Origin of the sequence: Pseudomaricurvus sp. HS19 (genome assembly GCF_009857815.1) — a bacterium.
GTDB lineage: Bacteria > Pseudomonadota > Gammaproteobacteria > Pseudomonadales > Cellvibrionaceae > Pseudomaricurvus.
In genome coordinates, this window is record NZ_WVVW01000011.1 from 157,047 (window position 1) to 176,334 (window position 19,288).

20 protein-coding genes and 1 other RNA gene are annotated in these 19,288 nt (G+C 61.8%); 7 read left to right on the forward strand and 14 right to left on the reverse strand.

The features are described from left to right. Window positions 1-50: 50 nt before the first annotated feature. The 5 genes from lnt to miaB all read right to left on the reverse strand — a co-directional run bounded on the left by lnt (window position 51) and on the right by miaB (window position 5,457). The gene (gene lnt, locus GSF27_RS14840) at window positions 51-1,571 is read right to left on the reverse strand and encodes an apolipoprotein N-acyltransferase (RefSeq protein ID WP_160970530.1); all 1,521 of its coding nucleotides are present in this window, start codon (window positions 1,569-1,571) and stop codon (window positions 51-53) included. A gap of 4 nt (window positions 1,572-1,575) precedes the next feature. Further along, window positions 1,576-2,430: an HlyC/CorC family transporter gene (locus GSF27_RS14845; RefSeq protein WP_202410472.1), complete on the reverse strand. Its 855-nt coding sequence runs from the start codon at window positions 2,428-2,430 to the stop codon at window positions 1,576-1,578. A 59-nt stretch (window positions 2,431-2,489) separates the two neighbouring features. After that, entirely contained in the window at window positions 2,490-2,948 is a 459-nt protein-coding gene (ybeY, locus tag GSF27_RS14850) for an rRNA maturation RNase YbeY (RefSeq protein ID WP_160970532.1), read from the reverse strand. Next, on the reverse strand, window positions 2,945-3,979 hold the full coding sequence (locus GSF27_RS14855; RefSeq protein WP_237457582.1) for a PhoH family protein: 1,035 nt from the start codon (window positions 3,977-3,979) through the stop codon (window positions 2,945-2,947). Before GSF27_RS14855 ends, ybeY begins: the two co-directional genes overlap by 4 nt. Before the next feature lie 110 nt (window positions 3,980-4,089). Then, complete coding sequence (gene miaB, locus GSF27_RS14860; RefSeq protein ID WP_160970533.1) at window positions 4,090-5,457, reverse strand: tRNA (N6-isopentenyl adenosine(37)-C2)-methylthiotransferase MiaB; 1,368 nt, start codon at window positions 5,455-5,457, stop codon at window positions 4,090-4,092. A gap of 162 nt (window positions 5,458-5,619) precedes the next feature. On the opposite strand from miaB, the gene GSF27_RS14865 reads away from it, so the two are divergent. Next, entirely contained in the window at window positions 5,620-5,961 is a 342-nt protein-coding gene (locus GSF27_RS14865; protein ID WP_160970535.1) for a DUF1820 family protein, read from the forward strand. A gap of 77 nt (window positions 5,962-6,038) precedes the next feature. Here GSF27_RS14865 and GSF27_RS14870 read toward each other — a convergent pair whose 3' ends face one another. Continuing rightward, window positions 6,039-7,235 carry a TonB family protein gene (locus GSF27_RS14870; RefSeq protein WP_160970537.1) on the reverse strand — a complete coding sequence of 399 codons (1,197 nt, stop codon included), beginning with the start codon at window positions 7,233-7,235 and terminating at the stop codon, window positions 6,039-6,041. A 284-nt stretch (window positions 7,236-7,519) separates the two neighbouring features. Between GSF27_RS14870 and GSF27_RS14875 the strand changes: the two genes are divergently transcribed. Further along, window positions 7,520-8,323, forward strand: a complete 804-nt coding sequence (locus GSF27_RS14875) for a hypothetical protein (RefSeq protein WP_160970539.1) — start codon at window positions 7,520-7,522, stop codon at window positions 8,321-8,323. Window positions 8,324-8,411: 88 nt separating this feature from the next. On the opposite strand, the gene GSF27_RS14880 is transcribed toward GSF27_RS14875, so the two are convergent. After that, entirely contained in the window at window positions 8,412-8,816 is a 405-nt protein-coding gene (locus GSF27_RS14880; RefSeq protein ID WP_160970541.1) for a hypothetical protein, read from the reverse strand. Window positions 8,817-9,055: 239 nt separating this feature from the next. Here GSF27_RS14880 and dinB point away from each other — a divergent pair, with 239 nt between their 5' ends. Further along, a complete protein-coding gene (gene dinB / locus GSF27_RS14885) occupies window positions 9,056-10,144 on the forward strand; it encodes a DNA polymerase IV (RefSeq protein WP_160970552.1) in 1,089 nt (362 codons plus the stop codon). Window positions 10,145-10,264: 120 nt separating this feature from the next. Continuing rightward, a complete protein-coding gene (locus GSF27_RS14890) occupies window positions 10,265-11,581 on the forward strand; it encodes a hypothetical protein (protein ID WP_160970554.1) in 1,317 nt (438 codons plus the stop codon). Window positions 11,582-11,612: 31 nt separating this feature from the next. On the opposite strand, the gene GSF27_RS14895 is transcribed toward GSF27_RS14890, so the two are convergent. Further along, window positions 11,613-11,957 carry a HopJ type III effector protein gene (locus tag GSF27_RS14895; protein WP_160970564.1) on the reverse strand — a complete coding sequence of 115 codons (345 nt, stop codon included), beginning with the start codon at window positions 11,955-11,957 and terminating at the stop codon, window positions 11,613-11,615. 229 nt (window positions 11,958-12,186) lie between these two features. Here GSF27_RS14895 and GSF27_RS14900 point away from each other — a divergent pair, with 229 nt between their 5' ends. After that, complete coding sequence (locus tag GSF27_RS14900; protein ID WP_160970566.1) at window positions 12,187-12,606, forward strand: biopolymer transporter ExbD; 420 nt, start codon at window positions 12,187-12,189, stop codon at window positions 12,604-12,606. Window positions 12,607-12,674: 68 nt separating this feature from the next. Here GSF27_RS14900 and GSF27_RS14905 read toward each other — a convergent pair whose 3' ends face one another. From GSF27_RS14905 to GSF27_RS14925, 5 genes are all read right to left on the reverse strand, one after another. Further along, complete coding sequence (locus GSF27_RS14905) at window positions 12,675-13,172, reverse strand: aminoacyl-tRNA deacylase (RefSeq protein WP_160970568.1); 498 nt, start codon at window positions 13,170-13,172, stop codon at window positions 12,675-12,677. A 182-nt stretch (window positions 13,173-13,354) separates the two neighbouring features. Continuing rightward, the gene (locus GSF27_RS14910) at window positions 13,355-13,930 is read right to left on the reverse strand and encodes a BON domain-containing protein (RefSeq protein ID WP_160970570.1); all 576 of its coding nucleotides are present in this window, start codon (window positions 13,928-13,930) and stop codon (window positions 13,355-13,357) included. Further along, window positions 13,924-14,514 carry an SIS domain-containing protein gene (locus tag GSF27_RS14915; RefSeq protein ID WP_160970572.1) on the reverse strand — a complete coding sequence of 197 codons (591 nt, stop codon included), beginning with the start codon at window positions 14,512-14,514 and terminating at the stop codon, window positions 13,924-13,926. Before GSF27_RS14915 ends, GSF27_RS14910 begins: the two co-directional genes overlap by 7 nt. A 33-nt stretch (window positions 14,515-14,547) precedes the next feature. Then, window positions 14,548-14,934, reverse strand: a complete 387-nt coding sequence (locus GSF27_RS14920) for a YraN family protein (protein WP_202410473.1) — start codon at window positions 14,932-14,934, stop codon at window positions 14,548-14,550. Between the two features lie 43 nt (window positions 14,935-14,977). Next, window positions 14,978-16,846, reverse strand: coding sequence for a penicillin-binding protein activator (locus tag GSF27_RS14925; protein ID WP_160970574.1), 1,869 nt, complete (start codon window positions 16,844-16,846; stop codon window positions 14,978-14,980). A gap of 64 nt (window positions 16,847-16,910) precedes the next feature. On the opposite strand from GSF27_RS14925, the gene rsmI reads away from it, so the two are divergent. Further along, window positions 16,911-17,771 carry a 16S rRNA (cytidine(1402)-2'-O)-methyltransferase gene (gene rsmI / locus GSF27_RS14930; protein ID WP_160970576.1) on the forward strand — a complete coding sequence of 287 codons (861 nt, stop codon included), beginning with the start codon at window positions 16,911-16,913 and terminating at the stop codon, window positions 17,769-17,771. A 21-nt stretch (window positions 17,772-17,792) separates the two neighbouring features. On the opposite strand, the gene GSF27_RS14935 is transcribed toward rsmI, so the two are convergent. Continuing rightward, window positions 17,793-18,560, reverse strand: coding sequence for an enoyl-CoA hydratase/isomerase family protein (locus tag GSF27_RS14935; protein WP_160970578.1), 768 nt, complete (start codon window positions 18,558-18,560; stop codon window positions 17,793-17,795). 144 nt (window positions 18,561-18,704) lie between these two features. Here GSF27_RS14935 and rnpB point away from each other — a divergent pair. Further along, window positions 18,705-19,055, forward strand: an RNA gene (gene rnpB / locus GSF27_RS14940) — RNase P RNA component class A. Window positions 19,056-19,288: the final 233 nt, after the last annotated feature.

Genomic DNA, 19,288 nt, shown 5'->3' on the forward strand with positions numbered 1-19,288 from the left:
ACCTGCTGTTGATCGCCTCCGGCCATGCCGCCCTGTGGTAGCCGCTGGCATCAGTGGCGGGGGCGAATGGCCAGTCCTGCCAGCACAATGACCAGCAACAGCAGCAGCGGGTAATCCTGAAAGCGCATATACGGTGTGTTGCCCAGCATGGGGCGGGCTTCGCCCTGCAAGACGGTGGCGACAAACTGCCCGCTTTGTTGCAGCAGGGTGCCATCCGGAGCGATCACCGCGCTGACGCCGTTGTTGGTGGCCCTGAGTACGTAGCGGCCGGTCTCTACAGCCCGCATCTGTGCCATCTGCAGGTGTTGCAGTGGCCCCCACGAGCTGCCAAACCAGGCGTCGTTGCTGATGGTCAGGATCATGTCCCGGTCGCGGCTCATACGCGCCACCAGTCCCGGATAGACGATCTCGTAGCAGATGGCCGAAGCCAGTCGCAGGCGGCCTATCTGCAGGCCCGCCTGCTCTTCCCGTCCCGCGGTGATCATGGAGCGCGGCAGGTTAAAAAAATCAATCAATCCCCGCAGCCAGTTTTCCAGCGGCACATACTCGCCGAAGGGCACCAGCCGCGTCTTGTGATAAATCCCTGTGGCCAGTCCCAGGCCGGTAATGCTGTTGAAGTACTGCTGCCGTGCCCGGTCGTCGTACAGGATGCCGGTTATAAACGCCTGCTCGTTGGCGAGGGATTGTTGATGCTGATGCATCAGGATATCGCCGGCCTCGTGGTAGAGCAGGGGGATGGCGGCCTCCGGCCAGATGACCCAGTCCGCCTGTGGGGCCAGGGCGGACAGCTGCTGGTAGCGATCCAGGGTCGGTATCAGGAAGTCAGGCGACCACTTTTTTTCCTGTGGAATGTTGCCCTGTACCAGGGCCACCGTGACGCTGTCACCGCTGGGGGCGCTCCAGCTCTGGTTCTGCAACAGCCAGCCGCCGCTCCACAGCAGCGCCAGGCTGGCGGCGCTGGCCAGTCGCACACGGCTGGAGCCAAGCAGCATCAGCAGCAGCGCGCTGCCGCTGAGCAGAGTGGCCAGGCTGACGCTGAGTACGCCGCCAGCCGGCGCGAAACCCAGCAGCGGGGTCTGCAGCTGGCTGTAGCCCAGGTAGAGCCAGGGAAACCCGGTCAGTACCCAGCCCCGCAGCCACTCACCCACAACCCAGATGGCGCTGAAACAGAGCAGGTGGGCTGCCAGGCTGCTGCGGGCGTGGCTGCCGAGGCAGCGCAGGTTGGCCGGTGTCTGCCAGAGGGCGAACACCAGCCCGAGAAACCCGGTAAACAGGCCGGTGAGCAGCAGCGCCAGCGGCAGTGGCGCGTTGCCATAGGTGTAAATGCTGACAAATACCCAGGAGGCGCCGCAGGTAAAAAAGGCGACCCCGAAGGCCAGGTTGATCAGGAAAGCCTCGCGCGCGGTGCGTTGCCAGGTGAGCAGCGCCAGCAGTGGCGGGCACAGCAGGGCCAGCGGCCAGAGGTTCAGCGGTGCCAGGGCAAGCGGGGCAAGGGCGCCGGGCAGCAGCGCCAGCAATACGGCACTGCGCAGGCTCAGGGCTCTCAGCCGGGCGGGTATGGATGGCAGCATGGCGTCAGGGGGTGGTCAGTCGCAGCAGGTGTATCCGGCGGTTGTCGGCGTAGAGTACGCGGAAGGTGTAGCCATCTATCTCCACCACTTCGTTGCGGGTGGGCAGATGGCCGAAGGCGCGCATGAGGATGCCGCCGATGGTGTCGTGGTCATCTTCGTCAAAGCCGCTTTTGAAAAACTCGTTAAAGTCTTCCACCGGGGTCAGGGCCTTGATGATGTACTCGTTGTCGGAGACCTTGCGGATAAAGGCATCATCCACATCGTCATCGGTCTCGTCTTCAATCTCGCCGACGATCTCTTCCAGGATATCCTCGATGGTCACCAGGCCGGAGATACCGCCGTACTCGTCGATCACCATCGCCATGTGGTAGCGGTCTTCACGGAATTCCCGCAGCAGCACATTGAGGCGCTTGCTCTCCGGCACGATGGTGGCCGGGCGCAGGATGTTTTCCAGGTTGAAGTCTTCGGTGCCGTTGAGGATCAGTGGCAGCAGGTCCTTGGCAATGAGGATGCCGCGGATGTCGTCGGTGGACTCGCCGATGACGGGGAAGCGGGAGTGGCCGGACTCAATGACGGTTTTGAGAAATTCCTGGGGGCTGGCGTTGATACTGACCACCACCATCTGTGAGCGTGGGATCTGGATTTCCCTGACTTGCTGATCGGCCACATCCAGTGCGCCGGTGATGATGTCCAGCTCTTCCGCATCGACCACCTTGTTTTCGGCGGCCTCCTTGATGATGGCCAGCAGGTCTTCGCGGGATTTGGGTTCGGAAGAAAAAGCATGGAACAGTCGGTCCAGCCAGCTGCGATCCTGCGATCGGCCGCTGGCCGTCTGACTACTCGACGGGTCGTCGTTCATTGGGGGCGAGAACTCCTTGCTCGTTCATGGCCGGCGCCAGAGGTGTCATCACCTGCAGCTTAAAAAAGCGCATCATAGGGTGGCGGGTAACCCAGATCAACGAGAATCTGTGTTTCCAGTGCCTCCATGATATCCGCGTCACGGTCGTCGATATGGTCGTAACCCTGCAGGTGCAGGGTGCCGTGCACCACCATATGGGCCCAGTGGGCCTCCGCGGTTTTGCCCTGTTCCCGCGCTTCGGCGGCTACCACCGGTGCGCAGATGACCAGGTCGCCCAGCAGTGGCAGCTCCAGCTCCGCGGGCAAATCCGCCGGAAAGGAGAGTACGTTGGTGGGATAGTCCTTGCCCCGGTAGGCGCTGTTGAGCTGCTGGCTCTCGGCGTTGTCCACAATGCGAACGGTGATTTCGCCCTCATCCTTCTGCAGGGCGGCAGCGGCCCAGCGCTGCAGCTGCTCTTCAGCAGGCAGGTCACTGCAATCACTGGCGATCTGCAGGTCCAGGATCAGCTCACGGCTCAAGCGCGTGAATCCTGGTCGTCGTTCTCCCGGGCATCGTAGGCTTCGACAATGCGCTGTACCAGCGGGTGGCGCACCACGTCACGGGCATTGAAATGGGTAAAGCTGATGCCTTCAACGCCGTCCAGAATGCCTACCGCGTGGCGCAGGCCACTGGCGTGACCCTTGGGCAGGTCCACCTGCGAGGGGTCGCCGGTAATCACGGCGGTGGAGCCGAACCCGATACGGGTGAGGAACATCTTCATCTGCTCGCGGGTGGTGTTCTGGCTCTCGTCGAGGATGATAAAGGAGTTGTTGAGGGTACGGCCGCGCATGTAGGCCAGAGGAGCCACCTCAATCACGTTGCGTTCGATCAGCTTGCCCACCGTCTCGAAGCCGAGCATTTCGTAGAGGGCGTCGTAGAGCGGGCGCAGGTAGGGATCCACCTTCTGTGCCAGGTCACCGGGCAGGAAGCCCAGTTTCTCGCCGGCTTCCACCGCCGGGCGTACCAGCAGGATGCGCTCCACTTCGTCCTTCAGCAGTGATTCCACGGCACAGGCCACGGCCAGGTAGGTCTTGCCCGTACCGGCGGGGCCAATGCCGAAGTTGATGTCGTGGGTCTGGATAGCACGCACATACTGCTGTTGGTGCAGTCCACGGGGTTTGACTGTGCACTTTTTGGTGCGGATCAGGGTGATAGGCTGGAATTCCTGATCACTGCGGGAAGCCTCGGTCATAGGGTCTCGGTGGGTGAGGGTGGAGAGGGCGTCCATCTGGCTCTGCTGCAGTGCCAGGTGCACTTCGTCGGCGCTGAGAGTGGCGCCACCTTCGGTATCGCGATAGAGGGCTTTCAGCACAGCGCCGGCGGCGGCGGTGGAGTCCGGCTCCCCCAGCAGGGAGAACTGGTTGCCACGATTGCGGATTTCGATATTGAGGCGGCGCTCGATCTGGCGCAGGTGTTCGTCAAACTGGCCACACAGTGACGCCAGGCGACGACTGTCATCCGGTTCCAGTACCACCCGGGTGGTGGCTTGTTGCAGGGAGGATGTATCCAAGTGTTTTCAGTACCATCTCTAGTTGCGCCAGCCTGACTGCAAGCCTACCCCAAACGCGAACTTGCGCGGAAGGGGCTGCTTCTGCCAATCGGTTCTAAGGCGCAGGTTGTTTATAAATTGTCCAGTTCCGAGCTGATCAGGGTGCCGCGCAGGGAGTTGGGCAGAGCCTCCTCGATAAGGATGTCGGCAAAGCGCCCGATCAGTTCCGGGGTGTCGCAGCGGAAGTTGACCACACGGTTGTTTTCGGTACGGCCGGAGAGCTGGCCCGGATCCTTTTTCGAGTAGCCGCTCACCAGCACCCGCTCCACGTTGCCCACCATCTTGCGGGAGATATCCTGGGCCTGCTGGTTGATGCGTTGCTGCAGCAGCGCCAGGCGCTGCTTCTTCAGCGCTTCCGGGGTGTCGTCCGGCAGGTCGGCGGCCGGGGTGCCCGGGCGGCGGCTGTAGATGAAGCTGAAGGAGGTGTCGAAGCCCATGTCGCCAATCAGCTTCATGGTGCCTTCAAAGTCGGCTTCGGTTTCGCCGGGGAAACCGACGATAAAGTCCGAACTGAAGCAGATGTCGGGGCGGATGGCCCGCAGGCGGCGCAGCTTGGACTTGTACTCCAGCACCGTGTGGCCGCGCTTCATGGCCGCCAGGATACGGTCGGAACCGCTCTGTACCGGGAGGTGCAGGTGGCTGACCAGCTCCGGCACCTCGGCGTAGACATTGATCAGGCTGTCGGAGAACTCCACCGGGTGCGAGGTGGTGAAACGGATGCGGTCGATACCGTCGATGGCGGCGACAAAGGTGATCAGCTCCGCCAGGTCCACCAGGCCTCCGTCCGGGCCTTCGGCGCGGTAGGCGTTGACGTTCTGGCCCAGCAGGTTGACCTCGCGCACGCCCTGGCGGGCCAGGTGGGCCACTTCCTGCAGCACATCGGCCACCGGGCGGCTCACCTCTTCACCGCGGGTGTAGGGCACCACACAGAAGGTGCAGTATTTGGAGCAGCCTTCCATGATGGAGACAAAGGCACTGACGCCATCGGCCTCCGGCTGGGGCAGGTTGTCGAACTTCTCGATCTCGGGGAAGCTGATGTCCACGATCACGGCGCCGTTATCGCGCGGGGTCTCCATCATCTCCGGCAGGCGGTGCAGGGTCTGGGGGCCGAAAATCAGGTCCACGTAGGGGGCGCGCTTGGCAATGGCGTCGCCCTCCTGGCTGGCCACGCAGCCGCCGACGCCGATCACCAGATCGGGCTTTTGTTCTTTCAGGCTTTTCCAGCGTCCCAGCTGGTGGAACAACTTCTCCTGCGCCTTCTCGCGAATGGAGCAGGTGTTCACCAGCAGCACATCAGCTTCGGCCGGGTCGTCGGTGGGCACCATCTGGTGGGATTCGCCCAGCAGGTCGCGCATACGATTGGAGTCGTATTCGTTCATCTGACAGCCGTGGGTCTGGATGAACAACTTCTTGATGGGCTTGTCTGCGGTGTTCGCCATGGAGGAACCTGAATAAAAAGCGATCAATTTAAAAGGGGCGGCATTATAGCGCCGGCGGCCTGTGATTCCCATAATTGATTGGTAATCGGGCGGCTGGAGTGTGCTATCCTTGCGCGCCCCGGCGCATGGCCGGTTGAGGTTTCAGAAGTGGTGAATCGAGTTATGCCAGCCAGCCCCATTTACAAGGTTATTTTTTACAACCAGAGCCAAGTGTATGAACTGTACGCCCGCAATATCTACCAGAGCGAGATGTACGGTTTTATCGAGGTGGAAGAGTTCCTGTTCGGCGAGCGCACCCAGGTGATCGTGGACCCGGGCGAGGAGAAGCTGAAAACCGAGTTCGCCAGTGTCACCCGCTCCTATATCCCCATGCAGGCGATTATCCGCATCGACGAGGTGGAAAAAGAGGGGGCTGTGAAGGTCACCGATATCAAGAGCAGTGACAAGATCGCGCATTTCCCCCTCGGTGGCAGTATGCCGCCCGGCGGCAAGGGTGATAACTAACACCGCTGACAGGTGAGGTTTGACAAAAAAGGGCTGTCTTTGACAGCCCTTTTTGGTTTTTGCCGGGGACGCTCTGCTCAGTCGGTCAGGCGGAAAATGATCGGCAGGCTGAACTGGAACTGGTTGCCGGCAATGGCCGCGGGTATGGCGGGGAAGGGGCTGGCCTTCTCCACGGCCTTGATGGCGGCCTTGTTGAGGGCTTCAAACTCGGATTCTTCCAGGGTGCTGACATTCAGCACCTTGCCGCTGCGGTCAATGGTGACCGACAGGCGAATGGAACCCTCCTGGCTGCGACGTTCGGCGCTGCGAGGGTAGCTGATATAGCCATAGGTCCAGCGCAGCAGTTGCGACTGGTACACCTGGCGGCTGAGCAGCGACTCGGCGGTGAGGGCCGGGGCTGAGCGGTCTTCCCGTTCATCATCATCCGCGCGCTGGGGCTTGGCAGTCTTGGCCACGGCGGCCTTGGCAGGTGCGGCCGGGGCCGGGGCGGGTTTGGCGGCCGCGGGCTTGCTGGCTGCCGGAGGTGGGGCGGCCGCTGTCAGCTGGGGTTTGGCGATGGCAATGGCGACCGGGGCGGCAATGGCCGGCACTTCCGGCTTGGTATCGGCGGCTGCCGGGGGTGCCTCGCTGGCCAGTTCGGCCTTGGCCTCGCGCTCGGCCTTGTCTTCATCCGCCCACTGGGCAACCGCGCTGGCGCGGCCGGGAGCCGGTTTCAGGCCGTCAAACTGGGCTTGCAGGTTGCCATCGATTTTGCCGTTGGTCAGCAGGCCGGTACGGAAGTCGGAGGAGAGGGGGATGGGCCCCACCCAGGTGCGCAGCACCATCTTGAACAGCTTGGCGGAGGGGATGCGGCCCAGTTGGACACCATTGAGACTGACCGTGGTGGCGTTGTCGTCACCGCGGATGGCCAGTACGTCACCGTGGCGCAGCGAGCGCTTGATCAGGTCCGCGAACTGCACCATGTTTTCCGCTTCGGCGGCCAGGTCACTGTGGGGGTTGTTGATGGCCATGCCCTCAATCCACTGGCTGTTCAGGCGCCGGGAGGAGAGGCGATCGGCAACCACCCTGAGTTCCATACGCAGGGGCGAGCTGTCCAGCAGGGTTGCGGCGTCGTTGGTAAGCTGGTTGGTGTAGACAGCGCCGATGAATTGCTCCTGATTGAGCTCCTTGTGAACGGAGAGACCGTTCAGCAGGGAATCTGCGGCACTGGTAAAGGATAGAAGGCAGAGCCCAAGGGTAACCAGACCCGTTGGCCACCGTGCGGACGTCATCATAAGCTTACCACTCATTATTATTGTTGTTGGCCCTGCTCAAACCGCTGGGGAGTCAGGCGGGCCTGAGGGGCTCTGGGGCGACACTGTCGCGTTCTCGTTGTAGCTCCCTACTCTACAGAAAATCCATTCGACTTCAAGCGCCATATTGCCGCTGCTTGCCGCTGTGGCGGGGGTTGTGGCCGGCTTGCACGTGGTTGCCCGGGGCCCGTATCCTTGGCGCCTTTACCCCTGCCGGCTGCCGCTCGGCAGGGACGTTAGACCCTGATTGGGATGAATTAGCTGCTATGTTCCTGCTTCAACATCAGCTGCTGCGCATTCTGGCGCTGGCCGCACCTTTTATCACCCTCCTGAGTCTGTGGCACCTGAGCGCAGGGGAGTTGCTGTGGCTGGCCCCCGTGCTGGCGTGGTTACCGCTGCCGCTGCTGCAGTTGTGGCGTCGTTTCGTGGGCAATATCGCCTTTGCCGACCCCCGCGAGACGCCAGCGCTGTTGCCGGTGCTGCTGGCCACCGGCGGTGCACTGGTTCTCGGCGAGCGGGGGGCGCCGTTGTGGCTGACTCTGGCAGGGCTGTTTGCGCTGCTGCTGCACAACCGGGTGCTGACCGCTGTTCCCCGGGGTGTTCGGGAGGTGCAGGGGGCGGCCGGGGAGCTGTTGCAGCTGGACTTTGAGGATGCCGGTGGGGCGGTGCGGCGTCTGGCCGGGGCGGGGGATCGGCTGGTGCTGTTCCCGTTTGCGGGCTGGAGTGTCTACAGTCGTATGCAGTTGCGGCAGCTGCTGGAGCAACTGCCACAGCTGTCACTGGCGCAGCCGCCCCTGGTGGTATTCGCCGGTGCGGTTCCGCAGTGGGCGCAGATAATGGGAGCAGGGCGGTTTGAGTGCTGGGGTGATCCCGGGGCGGTCAGCAGTCAGGCACTGGGGTTATGGCTGCGGGGGGCGTCCGGCCCGGGCGGGACCCTGGCGCAGCGACCGGCACTGGCGATAGTCAGCGGCGGCGAGCTGCGTTTCTGGCAGGTGGCGGGTAATTACCGTGTGCCACCGTCCCTGCAGGATTGCCGCGGGCGGCTGCAGAAGTGGCTGGCCCGGGACTGACAGCCTCGGGATTGATACTCGGGATTGGTGGCTCGGGATTGATGCCCTGGGAGTGAAAGCCCGGCGGGGCGACTGCCCGGGTCAGGGGTTACAGTGCACCGTTGGGCAAAAAGCGGTTGCTGCTGTGACTGCGTATCCACTGCAGGCGTTCCCGTTGCAGTGCTGCTCCGCGCTGCTTCAGCACCTTGTTCAGCCATATGACCGGTGATTGGGCGCCCGCCTGCCAGCCGGCCAGCTGCTCTTCCGCGAGGGTGAAGAACCGCATCAGGTGCCAGATCTCTTCGTCGTCCAGGCCGCTCGCCGCTGAGTTCCAGCTGCCGGCGTCGAGGCTCATCAGGTACGCCTGCTGGTCAATGGTGGCCGGCTCCAGTGCTGCACCGAGATCCTGCAGCTGCTCGTTGCGGCTAAGGGTCACAAAGTGCTGCAGCACGTCCTGGTCAACAGGGCGCGGGGCGGATTGATCGGAATCGGGTGTCCAGGATCCCACTGTCATAGGGGCTTCTCTCTCGGTGCTTGTCTGGTGCTGGTGGCCTGCCCGGGTTTACGGGCCGGAGCCGGAGGCAGCGCAGTATACCCAAATCCGTGGCTGGCTGCTGTTGCTGTACCAGTCCGACACTGGTTTAATATACAGTATTCGGATTTGGGCAGTGCGCGAGGTGGGTCATGCCGGGGGTGTCAGGTGGTGCGATACCTGGGGTTGTTGAGGGTGGGCGATACCTGTCGTCGACCGCGATGGCTGAGGCGTCCTGTCGCAAGGTCATCCATATCGATGCTGACTGTTTCTTTGCCGCCATTGAGATGCGCGATGATCCGCGCTTGCGCGACCGCCCGCTGGCGGTGGGTGGGGATCCCTCCCGACGGGGCGTGATCTCCACCTGTAACTACGAAGCGCGTCAGTTTGGCGTCCGCTCTGCCATGGCGTCTGCCCATGCCAAACGCCTGTGCCCGGATCTGTTGATTGTGCCGCACAACATGGCGCGCTACCGGGAGGCGTCAGCGGCCATGCGCGATATCTTCTACGACTACACCGACCTGGTGGAGCCACTCTCCCTGGATGAAGCTTTTCTCGATGTCTCCGGCAGCGTCCGTTGCCAGGGCAGTGCGACGCGCATGGCTGCCGAAATTCGCCAGCGCATTGCCAGCCAGCTGGGGATCACAGTGTCGGCGGGGGTGGCGCCCAACAAATTTATCGCCAAGGTGGCCAGTGACTGGAACAAGCCCGATGGCATGACCGTGGTGGTGCCGGCCGAGGTTGACGGGTTTGTACGGGCGTTGCCGCTGCGACGCATACCCGGGGTGGGCAAGGTCACTGCCGAACGTCTGCAGCGCATGGGGCTGGAAACCTGTGCCGATTTGCGCGACTACAGCCTGTTCGAACTTACCCGGTTGCTGGGGAGTTTTGGGGCCCGCCTCCACGCCCTCAGCCGCGGCGAAGACAGCCGGCCGGTAAAGCCGTCCCGCACGCGCAAGTCTCTCAGTGTGGAGCACACCTTTGCCCGTGACTTGTCCGGCGTCGACAGCTGTCTCAAGGCCCTGCCGGAGCTTTTTTTGCAGTTGCGCCAGCGCTTGCAGCGTCTGGGGGATGAGCGGGTAATCAAGGCGTTTATCAAGCTCAAGTTTGACGACTTTACCTCTACTACTCTTGAGCGGGTCGGTACCCGGGCGGTGCTGACGGATTATCAGGAAATGCTGGCTGAGGCCTGGCAGCGGGGCGCTCGGCCGGTACGTTTACTGGGGTTGGGGGTGCGCTTGCTGGATCGTGAAGGCGAAGAGGGTGTTGCCGGCCAGTTACCGCTTTTCGGAGAGCAGTTGCCCACCTGATTGGATGCCCGTCTGCAGCCCCCACAACTGACCTTGTCTGTCAATGCTGTCTATTTTTTTTCGGCTCACTATAATCCCCCGCCCCAATCGATGCCGTAGTTCAGCAGAGGTAGTTCAGCTTTGATCGTTTTTACCGCCACCAGTGTGCACAGTGAGCAGGTGTATGTAGGCACAGCAAGGGAGAGCGTAGAGGAGGAGTGGGCCAGCCTGACCTCCCAGGCAGAGGCCGGCGCCAGCGGAGAGTTTTTTCATTTACTGCGCAACCATGGGGTTGCCGGTTTTACAGTAGAAGTGTGGGCATTTGCCGACAGCCCGGGCGAGGCCCGCGAGTCGATGCGTGAAGCCCGCGACGAGTTAGGTGCCGAGGCCATCCGGTCCTCGCGCAGTGCAGCAGCCCCTGCCGTCCCCAAAACCAAAAGCAAATCTTCAGCCGACGCGGTGAAGGCCCTGCTGGCCTCACTGGCGGATGACGATGGCCCGGTTGATGAAGATGCGTTATTTGAAGCCGCAGACTGGCGCAGCAGTGCGTCAGGGGATGTTGCTGCCGACGCAGGGCAGGCCACTGCGTCGCCGGTTTCGGCCACCCCTGCCGCTACGTCTTCCCAGTCATCGGTGGCTTTGGCAGCCGGGACTGCCACCGCAGAAGCGGAGGGGGATGACGAAGAGGCTCGCTTGCAGCAGCGCATCAGCATGATGAAAGAGGCCCAGGCCAGATTGCTGCAGGAGCGGGAGGCCAGGCGCGGTGGTGGTAACAGCCCTGCGGCGCCAGCGCCGCGGTCGACACCGGAGCGCCTGCCGGACGGGCGCGCCAGTTCCTCCAGCAAAGAAAAGCGTATCCGCGAGGCCATTGCCGAAGAGCGTGAGCGTCGCGACAACCAGAATCAGCGCCGCACCCAGGAGCAGTACGCCGAGATGCGTGATGTGCTGGCCCGGATCGAGCTGCGTCGTATTCAGACCCGGCGGGAGAATACAGAAAAGGCCAAGGTGGCCCGTTCGCGCCAGGTGCAGGCTGATCGCCGCCAGCAGCAGGCGGAGAAAGAGCGTCAGCAGGAGTTGAGACAGAAAGTCCTGGAGGCGTCCAGTCCGGCCGCAGAGACCGAAATCCCGGAGGTGCAGGGCAGTGCCGCTGACAGGGCCCGCGCCATAGCAAGGGACATTCAGTCCCGGGGTAAGCAGGTTGCGGCTGCCCCTGTGCCTGCAGAGCCAACGACACCTGCAGCACCCGGGGCGGAATCTCCGGCGACCGCCAGGCGTGCGGTCAAAGGCGGTTCGGCGGCGCGGGAGAAGCGTATTCGCGAGGCGATTGCGGAGGAGAAGGCGGCGCGTGAGATGCGCCACAGCCAGCGCCGCGCCGCCGAAGCCGATGAGATGGCCGAAATCCTCGGTCGGCTGGATGAGCGCAGCAAGGCGGCTGAGAAGTACAAGCGCCGCCTGTAAAGGCGGCTCTGCAGTGCCCTGGCGCCCGGGATTACTTGGCGGTCAGCGGGGTACCTTCAAAGCTCACACCGTCCCAGCCGCTGTGCATGAAATTGCGGATGTTCTGGTGATCGCTGCCGTCGGGATTCTGCAGCACGTCTACCCGGTAGTAATCACCAAAGCAGTGCAGGGTCTCGGCCGGTGTCAGCCCCTGCAGCCCGGCGAATGCCAGCAGCTTGCAGGATCCCTGGTTCTGGTCGGCGCTGTTGTGCAGTGAGCCGTTGCGGAAGGCGGTGGGCTGGATGTTGTAGTTGGCGTCGACGGTGGCCATGGTGTCGGCAAACTGGACGCTCTCCGGGCTCTGTTGCAGCTTGTTCAAAAAATCATCAATTTTCATTTGGTGTTACCTTGAGTGACAGCGTTATGGGTAAAAATGATACCCGTACAGACAAAAATGGGACGCAAGCTTAACAAACACCACGAAGGCCTTGCGAGTGTTAGTCACTGGCTGAGAGAGCTGATAAGATTGCCCGCCTGAGTGAAACTGCCAGCCGGAATCCGGGGGCAGCCCTGATGATAAAAGACACGATCGGCCTGCAGGCCGGCAAAGCGGAAGAGGTTCTACAGTGAGACGTAAGAAAGGTCATCTGGTTGAAGAGGACAACAGCGAAATCGATCTGACTCCTATGCTCGACGTTGTGTTCATCATGCTGATTTTCTTCATTGTGACGGCATCCTTTGTCAAGGAGAGCACCATCGACGTCAACTTGCCGGAAAATCAGGAGAAGCAGCAGGCGCAGAGCAATGACAACAGTGCAATTGTGGTCATGGTGAATGCCAGCGATGAGATCTGGATGGAAGAGCGCCGCATTGATGTGCGCGCCGTGCGTGCCAACATCGAGCGCATTCACGCCGAGCGTCCCAAGGCGCCGGTAGTGGTTAAGGCCGATGGCGCTGCCAGTGCAAAAATGTTTGTGGCGATCGCCGATGCCGCCCGTGAGGCCAAGGTCTATGACGTATCGCTGATCCCGCCGGAAGAGAAGTAAATTCCCTGCCGACAGCGGACACAAAAAAACCACCTGCGGGTGGTTTTTTTGTGTCCGCGATTTATGGCTCAGTTACGGCGCAGTCGGCGGCTGCTTTTGGCGCAGCTGATGGTGTCGTGCAGGCTGCTGGCCATCAGTCGCTGGAAGTCCGTGCCGGAGAGGTGCACCAGATGCTGGTGGTCGCCGGCCTCCAGCCATAACTCTGCCGGATCGCTGAGGCGGTCATCCCAGATGACGTTCAAGCCGTAGGCCTGGCCGCAGGAGGGTATGGCGCCCTGCCGGCAATCAAAGAAGATGGAGTCCAGCTCGTCCTCATCCGCCAACTCCAGGTGGCGATCAAGGATTTCGTTGAGGGTGTGCCTCAGTACCCGGTGGTTGGCTGGTACCACCGCCATGGTGTAGTGCAGGTCTTCATCGCGAAAGACCACGGCCTTGGCCAGGCAGTGGCTGGGAATGGCGGCGCAGAGTGCGGTATTGAAAGCCCCTTCACTGTAGTGGTGGGGCGTCAGGTCGAATGCGATGTTACAGGTCTTGAGGTATTGCTCCAGGGTTAACGCTACGCCCATAACCGACCTCCCGAGACGTTCGTCAGCAACTGGCCGTGCATCGTCTTGCCTATGCGCGGCTGGTGTTCAGCACCGGAGGTGGCGGCAGTAAACCTGTAGCTGTCCTCTGCGGTTTGCGCTCCACCGGGCAGCCTTGCACTTCAAGTATATGCACAAACCGCTGCGACTGCGTAGCAGTGGGATCAGTTGATGTATTCGAACGCCTTGACCACTTTCTGTACGCCACCGATATTGCTGACCACACTGGCCGCCTTGGCGGCTTCAGTCTGTGACAGGAGGCCCATCAGGTAGACCACGCCATCTTCCGACACCACCTTGATGCGGCCGCTGTCGATGTCCTTGTGGCCGATCAGCGTGCTTTTGACCTTGGTGGTCAGCCAGCTGTCGTTGGCGCGGGCGAGAAGGGAGGTGGTGCCCTGAACCTGAATCTCATTGAAGACCTGGCGCACACCGTGGATGCGCTTGGCGGTGTCGCCGGCCAGTGTGCGCAAGTCGTGGCGCGGTACCTGGCCGGTGAGCAGGAGAATACCGTTAAAGGCCACGACGTTGATGTGGGAGTTGTCCAGCACCTCATCCGCTTTGCGGATATTTACCGCCGCGGCAATTTCCAGCTGCTGATCATCAATCAGGGCACCGAGTGTGCGTTTGCCGGGGTTGAACTGCACCGGACGCTCGGTGGTGGCGTCGACCACTGACGTGCAGCCAATCACAGCGGTGATCAGGCTTATCAGTGTGCCGTATTGCAGGGTTTTCAGCATTCTTCTCCTCCGAATAACTGCTGATCGACAAGATCGCAGAGACAGAAAATACTCAACAGGTGTATTTCGTGCAGGCGCACAGTGTCGTAAACCGGCACCCGCAGTTCCAGATCATGGGCGTCCAGTACCGATGCCATGTTGCCGCCGTCCGGACCGGCCAGGGCGATCACGTTCATGTCGCGTTCGTGTGCGGCGGCGACGGCCTGCACCAGGTTGTTGGGGTTGCCGGTGGTGGAGATCAGTACCAGTACATCACCGGGATGGCCCAGGGCGCGAACCTGGCGGGCGTAAATTTCATTGAAGCTGATGTCACAGGCGATGGCGGTCTGGGTGGTAACGTCCATGCCCAGGGTCATGGCAGGAAGGCCAGGGCGTTCACGCTCAAAGCGGTTGCAGAGGCTGGCGCTGAGAATCTGCGCATTGGCGGCGCTGATACCGTTGCCGGCCACCAGTATACGGCCTTCGTTGACCAGGCAGTGCACCAGCATTTCACTGGCTTCACACAGCAGTGGCGCCAGGTACTCGCCGGCCTGCATCTTGGCCTCAATGCTCTCGTGAAAAAGCGTAATTATGCGTTGTTCCATAGTGTCCCGTTCAAGCCGTGGTTTGTGGCTGTCTTACTCTGCGCCGAAGGCGTTCCGGATCCACTCCAGCGGCTGTTGTTGGTGTACTGCCACCACGTCAAAACGACAGGGCGGATCGTCGCTGCCATTGTGCAGCAGGTAATACTGAGCTGCCCGCACCAATTTGCGCTGCTTGGCGGCTGTCACTGTCTCCTGTGCCAGGCCATAGCCGGCGTGCTTGCGATAGCGGACTTCGATAAAGACCAGTTGCTCGCCGTCGCGCATGATGAGATCAATCTCACCCAACTTGCACCAGAAGTTGCGCTGCAACAGGGTTAGTCCCTGCTGCAGCAGAAATTGTTCCGCTGCCTGTTCATGCTCTGCACCGGTGCGCTGTCGCGGACTGCGCAGTTTACTCCCGGATCCCGGTTTGCCGAACATGGGTGCCTCCTTGCGCTGCTGTCCGGTTGAGGTGGTAGCGGTGTCAGCTGCCGGGCTGGCTGTCGCTGACAACCCGGGGTAGCGAGCGGGCACTGCCACCTTTCATGGTGGCCCACACCTGCTCACGTTCAATCAGCCCCTTGTCGTTCATGCTGAGTGCGCCGGTAAGTCCGTGCAGTCGCAGATAGGGAGTGACCTGCAGCTGTTTCAGCCTGGGGTAGATCTGAAAACTGTCGGCGCCCAGGGCGTAGAGTTTCTCGAATGAGCCGGAGGAGCCGGCTTCCCGCAGAATGCTTTTGCGCACGGCATCTTCGCTGTCAAAAAACCACGGCAAGGTAGAGAAGCGGATGCCGTCCATGTCGCGATCCAGTTTGGGGTCGTTGCTGCCGGTATAAATGTGGCTGCTGGCATACACCGGCAGGTCACTGGCGTAGTGGAAGGCCAGGGTTGGCTTTACCTGGCGCGCCTGGTCCGGCGTGGCTACCAGATAGAGAAAGTCGGCGTCCTGGCGGCGGCGGGGCTCAAATTCGAAACTGCGTCCGATCTGTGCTCGCAGGTCCCGGGCGCGTTTCTGGCTGTTATCGATCTGCAGGGCGCTGCGGATGACGTTGGAGTAGTCGCCGCTGCCGGCAAAGCTGCTGCGGTTCAGCACTTTGCCGCCGAGGGCTTCCCAGGCGTTGCGGAAGGCGTCGGCGCTGCGGGTGGACCAGCTGCTGTCGTTGGTCAGGATCAGGGCGTAGCGGTGGCCTTCAATCCACGCACGCTGCGCGGTCTGGCTGGCTTCGTCTTCGGTAGAGAGCCCGAACTGGAACAGGTTGTCGGTAGTCTCGGCGCTCTGGTCGCTGTAGTTCACGGCCAGGGTCGGTACCGGCAGATCTTTCTGCTGGCTCAGCAGGTTGACCATCTGCTTGTCCAGTGGGCCAATGATCAGCTCGGCGCCATCGGCAACGGCGCGATTGTACTGGCTGTAGATGTCACCCTTGGCGCTGTCGTAGAAGCGTACGTCGGGCACTCTGGCGCCGTTCTGGCGGGCGTTGAAATAAGCGGCCATAAAGCCGTCGCGCACAGCGCGTCCGGCCCTTGCCAGGCTCCCTTGTTGAGGAAGCAACAGGGCCACCTGCCTGGGTTGCTCGTTAACCAGTTGTTGCAGCAGTTGCAGGTCGGCGGGCAGGTTAAAGCTGGCGGGGTGTTCCGGCCAGCGTGCAATCCAGCGGTTTACCTGTTGCAATTGCTGTTGCAGGTCACTGGGATTGTGCTTGCTGATGGCGGCCAGTTCATACCAGCCCTGCAGCTCATTTTTGGCGGTTTGTTTGGCCTGCTTCCGGCGCAGGTCAATCTCCGCTTCATCCATGGTCATCAGCGACTGCCACAGCGCTTCCTGGTTGGCGCGGAGCATCTCCGGATCCTGCAGCAGCGATTGCAGTAACAGTCGTTCCTGGATGCTGGCGGCGGTCTCGCCCAGGGTGCTGAACAACGTCGCCCGTCGCTCCCGCAGAGGTATCTCCTGCTCGGCCGGCAACCGCTGCCACTGTTGATTGAGGCGGGGGTTGGTTAGAATGCGCTGGGCCAGAAAATAGGACTGCTCAGCGAGGGCTGTGTCACTGTAGATCAGTGTATAGAGGACGAAATCGTCGTTGCTCAGCTGGTCGGGGTCGAGCGGAGTGAGCAGGTTGTGCGCCTTGTGCAATTCGCCGTTGGCGTGCATGGCGGCTGCGGCTTGCAACAGGAAGTGCTCCCGCTGGGGGGAAGCAGCGCTCTGCGCCTGGGTGAGCATCTGGCGGATTTCCGCTTGTGTAAAGTGCTGTGCCTGCCCGCTGCTGTTGTCCGTCGGTTGGGGAGAGCTGCACCCATACAGCACGAGTCCAATCAGGCCGGCTGCAGCGAGGCGGCCTGACTTGCGAAGAAGGGTCATAGGGTTTCACTCCCGGGAATCCGAAGCTCAAAGCAACATTTATTGACTGTAAAGAGAATCTACCATGACGGAGACCGTATCCGCACCGAACCAGTCTGCACTTTATGTGGTGGCGACACCCATTGGTAATTTGGGCGATATGGTACCGCGAGCGATTGAGACACTTCAAACGGTGGATGTCATCGCCGCGGAAGATACCCGGCACAGTGCGCGACTTCTGTCGCACTTTGGTATTCAGACGCCGCTGCTGGCCTATCACGATCACAGTGATGGCCGTCAGGTGCAGGCACTGGTTGCTCGTTTATTGAGCGGCGAGTCGGTGGCGTTGATCTCTGATGCCGGCACGCCACTGGTGTCCGACCCGGGGTACCGGCTGGTGCGGCGGGCGCGGGAAGCCGGGGTTCGCGTTGTACCGGTACCGGGTGCCTGTGCGCTGGTGGCGGCTCTCAGTGCCTCCGGGCTGCCTTCGGACCGCTTCAGTTTTGAGGGCTTTCTGCCGCCCAAAAGCGGGCAGCGACAGAACCGGCTGCAAACGCTGGTGGCCGAGACCCGCACCCTGATTTTCTACGAGGCGCCGCATCGGATTGAAGAGTGCCTGGCTGATATGGCGCTGGCGTTCGGCGCTGAACGGGAGGCGGTGCTGGCGCGGGAGCTGACCAAAACCTTTGAGACCATTGTGGGTGGTTCGCTGCAGTCACTGTGCGAGTTTGTGGCTGCAGATCCCAACCAGCGGCGCGGTGAGATGGTGCTGATGGTGCGCGGACGGGAGGCGGATGCCGGCGAGGGTCTGGATGAAGATGCCCGCCGCATTATGACCATCCTGCTGGCAGAACTGTCGGTCAAACAGGCCAGTCAGCTGGCGGCGGAGATTACCGGAGTGCGCAAAAAGCTGCTCTACCAGTGGGCGCTGGAGCAGCAGCCTTAATAGCACGCCGGTGGCAGCGAGCTACTCCCCCCTGAAGACCGGCGGGCGTTTTTCCTGCCGGGCCAAAAATCCCTCCTGCAGATCGGCGGAGCGGTTGCAGGCTGCGGCCAGCTGGTTGGCAGTCTCCAGGTCCAGTGTTTCACCGGCGGCGCGATCGCTGATGGCTTTCATGGCCTGTAGCGCCAGCGGTGCGTAACCGGCGAGGCGCTGTGCCAGTTGCTGCGTGGCAGCCTGCAGCTGATCCGGTTTGACCAGCTGGGTCAGGTAGCCGATGCCGAGCAGCTGTTCTGCATTGAACTCCTCACTGGCCAACAGCAATCGTTTGGCGGTGTGAATGCCCAGCACGCTGACAAAGCGCCTGATACCATTCACCGGGTAGCAGAGCCCGATGCGCGCCGGCGGCACAAACACCCGCATCCCTTCAACGCCTATGCGGAAGTCGCATGCCAGTCCAATCTCCGAGCCACCACCGTAGGCGCTGCCATTGAGGGCGCAGATGGTGGGCACGGCAACATCCGCAATGCGGTCGTTCATCTCTGCAAACAATTCACCGCTGATGGAGCCGGAGCCGAGCTGGTCCAGGGCAGCGCCGGAACAGAAGCTGCGATCGCCACTGCCGGTGATGATCAGTACCCGTACGGCCTTGTCGGCGGCGATGGTTTGCAGATGCTGTTGCAGTTGCGCGATGTCATCCCCGTCCAGCGAGTTGTGGCGCTGGGGCTGGTTGAGGGTGATGGTGGCAATGGCGCCTTCCACGTGCAGGTTGATACCCAGCGGGGCTTCACTCATGGGCAGTACTCCGTTTCACTGCAGATCGGTACGGTGGGGCGCAGTATACCCCGATTGTTGTGAGCTGATGACGTGGGCACCGGTCGGGCCTGCCGCTACAGATTGTGCTTGATGTTTGCAGGGGGCGCCGCTAGTCTTGCGCCCGAAGCTGGTCAGACAGTCGCCGCCTGCGTGCAGGGGGAGGAAAGTCCGGGCTCCATAGGGTGGAACGCCAGGTAACGCCTGGGGGGCGCAAGCCTACGGAAAGTGCAGCAGAGAGCAGACCGCCGATGGCCTCCTTGAGGCACAGGTAAGGGTGAAAGGGTGGGGTAAGAGCCCACCGCGCGACTGGTAACAGTTCGTGGCACGGTAAACCCCGTTCGGAGCAAGACCAAATAGGCCCTCGATGGTGTGACCCGCACTGAGGGCGGGTAGGTTGCTTGAGCCCTGTGGTGACGCAGGGCCTAGATGAATGACTGTCCATGACAGAACCCGGCTTATCGACCGGCTTCAATTTTCCTTGCCAGGCCGTGGGGCGTAGAGGCTTTATATCTGCGTGCCACGGCTCGGGCGCTCCCGTCTCAAGCGCCTCACCACCGTCTTGCCATTGCCATATATAAGACGGGAGAGCTGCTGACTGGCCGCAATCGTAGACCCTTGTTCGGCGAGCTTGTATCATGCCTCCCGTGGCACCTGATCGGCGAAGTGGAAAGTTTGGTCGGTGTGTCCGGCAGGCTGGTCGTTGAATG